The organism is Centipeda noxia ATCC 43541 (genome assembly GCF_000160555.1).
GTDB lineage: Bacteria > Bacillota > Negativicutes > Selenomonadales > Selenomonadaceae > Centipeda > Centipeda noxia.
In genome coordinates this window covers 95,915-106,401 of sequence record NZ_GG749283.1, presented here as the reverse complement: position 1 = coordinate 106,401, position 10,487 = coordinate 95,915, and the positions used below count along the sequence as shown (strand labels likewise).

Annotated in this window: 11 protein-coding genes; all 11 read left to right on the top strand. The window is 58.1% G+C overall.

Annotated elements, in window-relative coordinates:
• Positions 1 to 279: 279 nt before the first annotated feature.
• The 11 genes from HMPREF7545_RS09825 to HMPREF7545_RS09775 all read left to right on the top strand — a co-directional run bounded on the left by HMPREF7545_RS09825 (position 280) and on the right by HMPREF7545_RS09775 (position 10,436).
• On the top strand, positions 280 to 1,101 hold the full coding sequence (locus HMPREF7545_RS09825) for an amidohydrolase family protein (protein WP_006695593.1): 822 nt from the start codon (positions 280 to 282) through the stop codon (positions 1,099 to 1,101).
• Between the two features lie 20 nt (positions 1,102 to 1,121).
• A complete protein-coding gene (gene def / locus HMPREF7545_RS09820; RefSeq protein ID WP_006695592.1) occupies positions 1,122 to 1,592 on the top strand; it encodes a peptide deformylase in 471 nt (156 codons plus the stop codon).
• 5 nt (positions 1,593 to 1,597) lie between these two features.
• Positions 1,598 to 2,536 carry a methionyl-tRNA formyltransferase gene (gene fmt, locus HMPREF7545_RS09815; RefSeq protein ID WP_006695591.1) on the top strand — a complete coding sequence of 313 codons (939 nt, stop codon included), beginning with the start codon at positions 1,598 to 1,600 and terminating at the stop codon, positions 2,534 to 2,536.
• Positions 2,533 to 3,375 (top strand): DUF116 domain-containing protein, encoded by an 843-nt coding sequence (locus HMPREF7545_RS09810; RefSeq protein WP_006695590.1) that lies wholly within the window; start codon positions 2,533 to 2,535, stop codon positions 3,373 to 3,375. Before fmt ends, HMPREF7545_RS09810 begins: the two co-directional genes overlap by 4 nt.
• Positions 3,375 to 4,721 carry a 16S rRNA (cytosine(967)-C(5))-methyltransferase RsmB gene (gene rsmB / locus HMPREF7545_RS09805; protein WP_006695589.1) on the top strand — a complete coding sequence of 449 codons (1,347 nt, stop codon included), beginning with the start codon at positions 3,375 to 3,377 and terminating at the stop codon, positions 4,719 to 4,721. Before HMPREF7545_RS09810 ends, rsmB begins: the two co-directional genes overlap by 1 nt.
• Positions 4,718 to 5,758 (top strand): dual-specificity RNA methyltransferase RlmN, encoded by a 1,041-nt coding sequence (gene rlmN / locus HMPREF7545_RS09800; protein WP_006695588.1) that lies wholly within the window; start codon positions 4,718 to 4,720, stop codon positions 5,756 to 5,758. The genes rsmB and rlmN overlap by 4 nt, the downstream gene beginning before the upstream one ends.
• A gap of 100 nt (positions 5,759 to 5,858) precedes the next feature.
• Positions 5,859 to 6,605 (top strand): FHA domain-containing protein, encoded by a 747-nt coding sequence (locus HMPREF7545_RS09795; protein WP_006695587.1) that lies wholly within the window; start codon positions 5,859 to 5,861, stop codon positions 6,603 to 6,605.
• Positions 6,605 to 7,048, top strand: a complete 444-nt coding sequence (locus HMPREF7545_RS09790) for an FHA domain-containing protein (protein ID WP_006695586.1) — start codon at positions 6,605 to 6,607, stop codon at positions 7,046 to 7,048. The genes HMPREF7545_RS09795 and HMPREF7545_RS09790 overlap by 1 nt, the downstream gene beginning before the upstream one ends.
• 4 nt (positions 7,049 to 7,052) lie before the next feature.
• Positions 7,053 to 7,769, top strand: a complete 717-nt coding sequence (locus tag HMPREF7545_RS09785; protein ID WP_006695585.1) for a Stp1/IreP family PP2C-type Ser/Thr phosphatase — start codon at positions 7,053 to 7,055, stop codon at positions 7,767 to 7,769.
• Complete coding sequence (locus HMPREF7545_RS09780; protein ID WP_006695584.1) at positions 7,766 to 9,040, top strand: FtsW/RodA/SpoVE family cell cycle protein; 1,275 nt, start codon at positions 7,766 to 7,768, stop codon at positions 9,038 to 9,040. The genes HMPREF7545_RS09785 and HMPREF7545_RS09780 overlap by 4 nt, the downstream gene beginning before the upstream one ends.
• Entirely contained in the window at positions 9,033 to 10,436 is a 1,404-nt protein-coding gene (locus HMPREF7545_RS09775) for a peptidoglycan D,D-transpeptidase FtsI family protein (protein WP_006695583.1), read from the top strand. The genes HMPREF7545_RS09780 and HMPREF7545_RS09775 overlap by 8 nt, the downstream gene beginning before the upstream one ends.
• Positions 10,437 to 10,487: the final 51 nt, after the last annotated feature.

Here is a 10,487-nt window from a genome sequence, read left to right as displayed (position 1 = left end):
TAGCCATGCTGTGATCCTGCGTGCCAATTCTTGCTTTTTCATTATGTTTTCCTCCTCGGTATATGATAGATCTGAAACGTCTGTGATAAATATAATATAGATTCATTAAATAACAATAAATATTCGACGCTTTTTCTAAAATTTCCATATATTAATTTGTCTGTAATTTGAACTTGAACGGTATCGCAAAAAATGTTTCTCTTGTTACAGGAAAAGTATTGACGCATATGATAAACTAAACGGATAGCGATAACAGTTTGCTGTGGAGAAAGAAAATACATGAAGATCATTGATGCTCATCTGCATTTTGGCAGAGGGGAGTATTTTGATACCGTCGCGCAGGCGGCGGGACATGAGAATACGCAGGAGGCGATGCGCCGCGACTATGCAGCGGCGGGGATTGTGCACGGCGTCATTATGGGCAATCTGCCGGTTGAGGAGACGGAACCGGAGTATCCCGATCTCTTTCACTACTGCGTGGGGATTGCGGGCGACGGTGTGACCGAGATGGCGGCAGAGCGCATTGAGCAGCTCCTGCCCGCATTGGAAAAACATCTGCGGGGCGAGCGCTGCGTCGGCATCAAACTCTATCCGGGCTACAATTACTTCTATATATATGCGGACTTTTTGGCGCCTGTCTATGCGCTTGCGGCGAAATACGAAAAGCCGGTCGCTGTGCATACGGGACTGACGGCGACGGAGAAAGCGCTGCTCAAGTATGTGCATCCGAGCGTCATGGACGAGGCGGCGACGAAGTTCCGCGATGTGAATTTCGTTATGTGCCATTTCGGCGAGCCATATTTTACGGATGCGGCTGCCGTGATGGAGAAGAACGCCAATGTGACGGCTGATCTCTCCGGGATGCTTGCGGGAAAAATTCAGGATTTTGAGTTATTCTGCACGCAGAAGAAGTTCTACATCGAGCATCTGCGGGGATGGCTGGCGTATCTGGCTGCATATGATCGTCTGATGTTCGGGACGGACTGGCCGCTCGCAAATCTCGGCGACTATATTGCGTTTACAAAGCTGATCATCCCAGAGGAACATTGGGATGCGGTATTCTATGACAATGCGGTGCGGATCTATCATCTGCACTTATAACGAGGGATAAGGGAAAATCTATGGCAATTTTAGAGATCAAAAAGGCGGGCAACCCCGTCCTGAAACAGAAAGCAGAGCCGATCGAGCGCCTGACGAAGCGGCATCGGCAGATGCTCGACGATATGGCAGAGACGATGTACGCGGCCAACGGCGTGGGGCTTGCCGCTCCGCAGATCGGAAAGTCGCTGCGCCTGGTCGTCATTGATGTGGAGGATGAGCACGGGCTTCTCGAGCTGGTGAATCCGGTCATCACGATGCGCGAGGGCAGCGTCGTGGACTCGGAGGGCTGCCTCTCCATACCGAAGGTCTACGGTGATGTGGAACGCGCGGAGCGTGTGACGGTGGAGTATACGGATCGGCGCAGCCGACGGCGTACACTGACGGCAGACGGGCTCCTTGCACGCTGTATTCAGCATGAGTGCGACCATCTCGACGGCAGACTCTTCATTGATATTGCCATCAACCTTCGCAAGGAGGAGGAAAAGGAGTGACGCGTATGCGTGTCGTCTTCATGGGAACGCCGGATTTCGCGGTGCCTGTGCTCGCGGCAATTGACGCGCGTACAGATCTTGCGGAGGTCGCTGCTGTCGTTACGCAGCCCGATCGCCCGCGCGGCCGTGGGCAGAGACTCGTCCCATCGCCGGTTAAGTCTTGGGCGGCTGCGCACGATATTCCCGTGCTTCAGCCGGAACGCGCGCGTGATGCATCCTTTATCCTCCAACTGCGCGCGCTGGCACCAGATGTAGCGGTGGTAGCGGCGTTCGGCCAGATCCTCTCGCAGGAAGTGCTCGATATTCCCGTGCATGGCTGCATCAATGTACATGCGTCGCTGCTGCCGAAGTATCGCGGCGCGGCGCCGATTCAGCATGCGATCATGGACGGGGAGACGGTGACGGGGATCACGACGATGCAGATGAATGCGGGGCTTGATACGGGGGATATGCTTCTGCGGCGCGAGGTTCCCATCCATGCGGATACGACCTACGGAACGCTGCACGATGTGCTGATGGAGACGGGGGCGGAGCTCCTCATTGAGACGTTAGAACGGCTTGCCGCAGGGACGCTTGCGCCTGTGCCGCAGATGGGGGAGAGCTCCTATGCTGCGCGCATCACGCGCGAGACGGCTCAGATTGACTGGTCGAAGCCGGCACGCGAACTCGATGCGCTCGTGCGTGGGCTGAATCCGACCCCGTATGCACAGACGAGTCTCGACGGTGCCGTCTATAAGATCGGCGGTCTGCGCCGTACGGGACATGCGGCAAGTGCACCCGCGGGAACACTCGTCTCTGCCGACCGCAGGGCGGGGCTCTGCATTGCGGCGGGGGATGAGGATGTGGAGATCACGGAGATCCAAGCGCCCGGCAAGAAGATGATGGCGGCGTCCGCATTTTTGAATGGATGCGCACTGACCGTCGGTACAAGGTTTTCATCATGAGCGAACAGACATTGACGGTCAATGGGAAGACGGCAGGCGCGAAAAAGACGATCCTGCTTCCCTCACGGCCGAAAAAACGACTTTTTATCGGGATGTTGTCGTTGGTGACGATGCTCGCGGCGGCGATTCTATTTGTCATATGGTATATCGGCGTGCCGGGGCTCGAACGCATTCAGCCGCTCCTGCCGTGGGCGATCGGTGCTGTGCTTTCCGGCGCGGTTCTGCTCTCGTTTTTTGGCATCTTCAATATGGTGCTGGCGATTGCGGGGCTGCCGTATTTGCCGTGGATGAAGCGTCAGACCTATGAACTCATCAATCTGCTCTTTCCTGCGGCGGTGCGCCTCGGCGCCATCTTCGGCGTAAAGAGGCGAAAGCTCGAGGGATCCTTTATTGCCGTGAGTAATCTGCTCTTTCATCGGATGCATATCCGCGTGCCGGCCGACCGTCTGCTCGTCGTGACGCCGCACTGCCTGCAGCTCGCAAGCTGCCCGCATAAGGTGACGCGCGATCCGAACAACTGCAAGCGCTGCGGCGGATGCAACATCGGCGATCTCGTTGCGCTTGCGGAGGAGATGGGGTTTCATTTCTTCGTGGCGACGGGAGGCACGCTTGCGCGACAGATCATCTATAATATGCGTCCGAAGGCAGTGCTGGCAATCGCGTGTGAGCGTGATCTGATGAGCGGCATACAGGATGTGTTCCCGCTGCCGGCGGTCGGCGTGCTGAATATACGCCCCAACGGCCCATGCTACAATACGAGCGTAGATATGAACGAGGTGCGCCGTCAGCTGGAGGAGATTATCGAACCCCTGCCTCGTGTGGCGGAGAAGGGCGCATAATGCAGAACTATCGTGAGGATAAAATCGACCGTGTACGCGAGCTGGCCATGCAGACGATTCTGCGGGTGCACGGTGCGGGCGCCTATGCCAATGTCGCACTTGCGGAGACACTGCGTGCGGCACGGCCGACGGAGCGGGACCGCCGATTCCTGACAGAACTGGTCTACGGTGTCGTCAAGGCGGGCGATACGATTGACTACATGATCGGAAAGTACGTATCGGATCTGAGGAAAGCTCAGCCGGCTATTCGTACGCTCCTGCGGCTGGGCTTCTATCAGATCTTTTTTATGGATAAAATTCCCGTATCCGCTGCGTGCAATACGGCGGTGGAACTTGCAAAAAAATATGGGCGCAGAGGGGCAGCCTCATTCGTCAACGGCGTGCTCCGAACGGCTCTGCGCGAGCCGGAGCGTGCGGCGCTCCCAAAGGGGCGCGATGCGCGGTCACTGGCGCTGCGCGAGCAGCATCCTCTGTGGATGACGGAGCGTTGGGTGCGCGCCTATGGCTATGAGCGCGCAGAGGCACTCTGCCGCTGCAATAATACGAGTGCGCCGCTCTCCGTGCGGACGAATACGCTGCGCATTTCGCGTACGCAGCTGATTGAGAAATTTAAGGCAGCGGGCGTGAAGGCACGTACATCTGCATGGGTGCCCGAAGGCGTCATCCTGCGCGCGCATGGAGCACTGAACGTGCTCGCGCCTCTGCACGAGGGCCTTGCGCAGGTACAGGATGAGAGTTCCATGCTTGTGACGCATGTGCTCGCGCCTGAGCCGGGCATGACCGTGATTGATGCCTGTGCCGCACCGGGCGGAAAGACGACGCACATTGCGCAGCGGATGGAGAATTGCGGGCGCATCTTGGCATTTGACATCTATGAGGAGAAAATCCGACGCATCGAACGCAACGCAAAGCGGCTCGGCATCTCGATCATTGAGGCTGCCGTACTCGACGCGCGGGAGATCGGCGCGCATTACAAGGAGCAGGCCGACCGCGTGCTCGTTGATGCGCCGTGCTCCGGACTCGGCGTTCTGCGCCGCAAGCCTGATGCGCGCTGGCGCAAGAGCGCCTCGGACCGCAAGACACTGCCGCCGCTCCAACGCGAGATCCTTGCGAGCGCGGCGCAGACGGTCAGAAAGGGCGGCGTTCTGGTATACAGCACCTGTACGATGGAGGACTGTGAGAATACAGCGGTGGTTGAGCATTTTCTAAAGACGCATCCGGACTTTTCCCTTGAGGAGACAGGTGCCTTTCTTCCCGGTAAAAAACGCTCGGAGCAGATGGTTCAGATTATGCCGGAGACGGATGGTCCGGACGGGTTCTTCATCGCCCGCATGAGGCGCCTATGAATATTTTCGGCTGGACAAAGGAGGCGCTTGCCGCCTCGCTTCGGGAACATCAGATTCCCCGCTTTCGCGCAGATCAGATCGTTCGATGGATGTATCAGCGTGGAGCGGTCTCTTTGCATGCCATGGATAATCTGCCCAAGGAACTGCGCGCGCGGCTGGCTGAGATTTTTTCCATCGAGCGCCCCGCGGTGATCTCGCGTCTGCACTCCGCTGACGGAGCGACGATCAAGCTGCTCTACGAATTTGCCGATGGGCAGACGGCGGAGACGGTGCTCATGCGGCATGCGTACGGCAACAGTGTCTGCGTCTCGACGCAGGCAGGCTGTCGGATGGGCTGCGCGTTCTGTGCGTCTACGCTGAACGGGCTGCAGCGCAATCTGACTGCGGGGGAGATTGCGGCGCAGGTGATCGGCATTGCGGATTTTCTGCGTGCGGAGGGGGGGCATGTCGATACGATTGTCGTCATGGGTTCCGGTGAGCCACTGGAGAACTATGATAATGTGGTTGCGGCGCTACGGCTCCTGCATGAGGACTATACGATCGGGCTCAGCTATCGCGGAATTACACTCTCGACTTCAGGGATTGTTCCCGGTATTGAACGTCTGGCGGAAGAGGGCATTCCCATCTCGCTCTCGATTTCCCTTCATGCGCCGACGGAGGAACTGCGCTCTGAGATTATGCCGGTCAACCGCATGTATCCACTTGCTGATGTCCTGCGTGCAGCTTGCTTTTATGCAGAGAGGACGAAGCGGCGCGTGACCTATGAGTATATTTTGATTCGTGATGTAAACGACGGACCGCGCGATGCGGAACAGCTGGCGAAGCTCCTCAGGGGACAGCTGGCAAGCGTGAACCTCATTCCGATCAACCCAGTGGCGGAACGCAGCCTTTTCCGTCCGGATAAAGCTGCGATCCGGCGCTTTCAAAAAATTCTTGCGCAGCGGCACATTACGGCGACCCTGCGCCGCGAGATGGGAACAGACATTCAGGCCGCATGCGGGCAGCTTCGCAATCGTCTCATGGAAGCAGGACTGTAAATTTTCATGCTTTTATGCTATGATATAGGAATTGTTAAGTCTGATTCATAGGAATCACGGATAATCAGTGATTCCCACAACCAAAGGAGAGCATTACACGATGATCGATCGCGTGGAATCTTTTCTGGGAGAGCATATCGAGGGTTTTTTCAATCGAAAGTTCAGCAGTCACTTGGAGCCTGTTGAACTTGTCAAAGGCCTCGAGAAGGAGGCAAAGAAGCAGAGTGCGGACAGCAGTCTCGCAAACGCCTATGTCATCTCCCTCGGAACGGAGGACTATCAGCGCCTCTGTTCGCACCGCGTGGCAGACGAACTCGGAACGGCGCTCAAGAAGTACATCATACGTGCCGATCTCACGATGGAAGGAAAGCTCAGCATCTGTTTTGCGCACGATACCGCTCTGCGCGCAGGTACCTATCAGCTCACTGTGCATATCCAGCGGGAATCTGTATCCGAGCATGATGCGGACGCATCCTGTGATGCGACGGCGCAGACGATCGTCCTCGAGCGGCCCTCGCTGACGGAGGCCCGCTGTCTGAATCTCCCGCCGGAGCACGAACTTGCTGCGCTTACGGTTCTCAACGGAGCGGATGAAGGCGTTTCTGTGCATCTTGGTGAGCGCAAAATCTATATGGGGCGGATGCCGCGCAACGAGTTCATCCTCACGGACTCGAATATCTCTCGTGTGCAGGCATGGATCTCCTACGAGTCGCATCGGCATACACTTTATGATGCTCAGAGCCGCAATGGCAGCTTCGTGAACGGCGCCCGCATAGAAGTGCAGCGTCTGTGCGACGGAGACGAAATACGGTTCGGCACGACAGCGCTGCGCTATGAGGTGCTGTGATGCCGGCGATCACACTTAAGGTGCTGCGCGTTGCGCTCGAATACGGCGCCCTCCTCTGGCTCGCCTATGCGGTCGTACGCCTTGGCAGCATGATGTTTCGCACGCTGCGCAGCGATCTAAAAGAGGCAGCGCAGCCGAAGGAACAGCCTGCAGGCGCAGCATCCCTGCTTGTTGTAGCGGGAGAGGGGATTGCGGGCCGACGATTTCCTGTGGGGCAGGAGCTTTCAATCGGGCGGAGCGAGGACAACGATATTGTCCTGGCGGATAATTTTGTATCACATCATCATGTATTAATCTATCAGAGAGAGAATGCATATATTGCGGAGGATTTGGGCAGCCGCAATCACACCTATCTAAATGACGGACTTTTAGCGGGGCGGGCGTATCTGCGTCCGGGCGATGTTCTGCGCATCGGTGGGGTTGCCCTGCGGTTTGAGAGGTAATTACATGATAGAGGTTTCGAGCGCATCGGACATCGGACATGTGCGGACATCGAATGAGGACAGCTACGGTGTGTTCTCTCCATCCGTTTATGTGGTAGCGGACGGGCTTGGCGGGCATGCGGCGGGCGAGGTGGCGAGCCGTATGGTGGTCGCTGCAGTACGCGATATGGCAAATGCGGCAGAAGCAATTGATGCGGCGACGCTGCAGAGCGCCGTTCTGCGCGCAAACCAGCAGGTACTGGAGGCCTCTGAGGAAAATCCTTCCTATGAGGGAATGGGGTCCACAGCTACGGTTCTCCATATTGACGAACAGGCGCGGACAGCGCATTATGCCCATGTCGGGGACAGCCGTCTCTATCTTTTGCGGCGCGGCGTCTTTCGGCAGGTCTCGCGGGATCACTCCTATGTGGAGGAGCTGGTCTCCCGCGGTGAGCTGAGTGAGGCGGAGGCGCAGCACCATCCGCGCAAGAATCTTCTCCTGCGTGCCGTCGGGATAGAGGAACGTCTTCATGTCGACGGGGATTCCTTTTCTCTCGAGAATGGCGACCGCCTTTTGCTCGCCACAGACGGGCTGACCAATATGGTCTCAGATGAGGATCTCTCGGTACTGCTCGGAGACAACAGGTTTGCGGGCGTTGCTGATCGTATGGTGGAGCGGGCGCTCGCGGAGGGCGGCAAAGACAATATCACAGCGATTGCCCTTGCCTATGAAGCATCATGACACAGGGACTGAAAATCGCGCCTGTCTGCTTCCTCTTCTGCGCACTTGGCGTTCTCCTGCTGAAGAAAGGGGCCGGACAGCCCGGCTGGCTGTTTGACTGGCACACGGATACGCCGTATCTGCCGTGGCTCCTTCTCCTCCTCGCATGCGCTGCCGCCAGCTATGTGATCACGCTGCAGCGGAAGCTTGACTGTGTTCCGCTCGGCCTCTCCTACGTGCTGCTTGCCGTAGGCCTTGCGGAGATCGCGCGCCTGAAGCCGGAGCTGTTCGCCGCGCAGCTGCGATGGGCGTGTGTCGGCATCGTCCTCTGGGGAGCTGTGGTGCTCCTGTGGGAGCGTTTGCGGCGTCTCCTCGACTATCCCTATGTGCTGGGCATTGCGACAACGGTCATTCTCCTCCTGCCGCTTCTCTTTGGAGTGAGTATCGGGGGGAATAAGAACTGGCTTGTATTCGGTTCTTTTTCCATGCAGCCTTCGGAGTTCGGCAAGATTTTGCTCATCTTCTTTCTTGCGGCATACCTTGCCGATCACCTTGCCGTGCTGACGCTGCCGGCGCGGCGCGTACTCTTCCTGCATCTGCCGCCGGTGCGTTTCATCGCTCCTCTCATCGCGCTCTGGGGACTCTCCGTATTGATGTTTGTCATTGCGCGCGATCTCGGATCGGCACTTCTCTTTTTCGGGATGGCGGTGCTCATGACCTATATGGGGACGGGGCGCAAATCCTATGTGTTCCTCGCGGGGCTCTTTATCCTCATCGCGGCGGCAGCGAGCTATGCGCTCTTCGGACACGTCCGCGTGCGCTTTGATATCTGGCTGCATCCGTGGGCTGACCCGAACGGGATGTCTTACCAGGTTGTACAGTCACTCTTTGCCATCGGCACAGGCGGCGTTTGGGGAACGGGATTTGCGGAGGGACATCCGCATCTTATTCCCGAGGTGCATACGGACTTCATCTTTGCGGCGATTGCCGAGGAGTTCGGCCTGCTCGGGGCGGTTCTTGTCCTCATGGGCTATGCGCTGCTCTTCTGGCGCGGCAGCCGCATTGCGATGGGACTGCCGCGGGCGCAGGAGTCGCTGCTTGCGGCGGGATGTGCTGCAAGTCTCCTGCTGCAGGCGTTTATCATCACGGCGGGTGTGACGAAACTTCTGCCGCTCACCGGGATCACCCTGCCGTTCGTTAGTTACGGCGGGAGTTCGATGGCGGCAAGTTTTATCCTCGTCGGCATTCTGACGGCATTGTCGGGAACGTCCCGGGGGGCGGCAGATGGCTGATCGGAAAATTCGCAAGCACATCGCCGTCGCCGCGGCTTTCCTGCTTGGTCTCATTGCCGTCCAGATACTCTATCTTGCGAAGCTGAGCGTTTGGGATGGTGCGGAGCTCGCGGCGCATCCGCTCAATACGAGGACGGTGCTGATGGAGAAGGACATTCGTCGAGGACGCGTATTCGATCACGCGGGGCATATCCTTGCCGAGAGCTCCGCGGAAGGCGTACGCTCCTACCCGTATGGGCGCATTCTCGCGCCGGTAACAGGGTATCTGACAGAGCGCTATGGCGCGACGGGCATTGAGCAGACGGAGGGCCTGGAACTCAGCGGTGTTACGACAGATGCGGCGCGGGTGGGGCCGCTTCGGACCCTTCTGCGTTCGGATGCAGGGTATGATGTCCGCCTGACCGTTGATGCATCGCTCTCAAAAGTTGCGTGGAACGCGCTCGGCACGCATCGCGGCGCTGTGGTCGTCCTCGATGCTGCGACAGGGGGCGTGCTCACGATGGTGAGTGCACCGTCATTTGACCCTTCGGCAGCGGAAGCGCAGTGGAATGAACTCTCCGCACGTGCGGACAGCCCGCTTCTCAACCGCGCCGTCCAGGGCCTCTACCCGCCTGGATCGACGTTTAAGACGCTCATTGCCGATGCCGCACTCGCGGCGGGTGCAACCAATCCGGACGAGGTTTTCACCTGTACGGGCGAACTCGCAATCGGTACGGATTACGTGCTGCACGAGAGTCACGGGGAGGCACATGGAAAGCTGCGTCTCTCCGATGCACTGCGCGAATCCTGCAACGTCACATTTGCCACGCTGGCCCTGCGGCTTGGCGGAAGCGGGCTGTCAAGCGCATTCTCCCGCTTTGGCGTCGGAGAGGAGCTTGCCTCTCCGGAGATTGCTATGACGGCGGCTCATGTGCCGGACTTCGGCAAACTCACAGATGGGGAAATTGCGCAGACCGGCATCGGACAGGGACAACTGCTCGTTACACCGCTGCAGATGGCACTTGTTGCCGATGCATTTGCCAATGGCGGACACATCATGCGCCCGTATCTTGTGGATGCCGTTTTGACGCCGGAGGGGACGGTGCTTTATGAAGCTGATCCCTCTGTATGGAGAACGGCAACGACAGCGGAGCGTGCAGCGCTTATCGACGGCTACATGGCGGATGTTGTTGCGGCGGGCACCGGAACGGCGGCAGATGTCGCGGGCGTGCGTGTCACGGGAAAAACCGGTACAGCGGAGAATACGAGCGGAACGGATCACGCATGGTTCATCGGCTCGGCGGAGCGAGGCGGCCGCAAAATCGTGCTGGCCGTTCTCGTAGAAGAAGGCGGTTTCGGCGGCAGAGCGGCGGCAGGAATTGCGCGTCAGATTATCAGAGCTTATTTTGAGGGCTGAAGCCCTTTTATGATAGAGACCTCAGGCAGAGTGCATGGCAGAGGCGTTAGG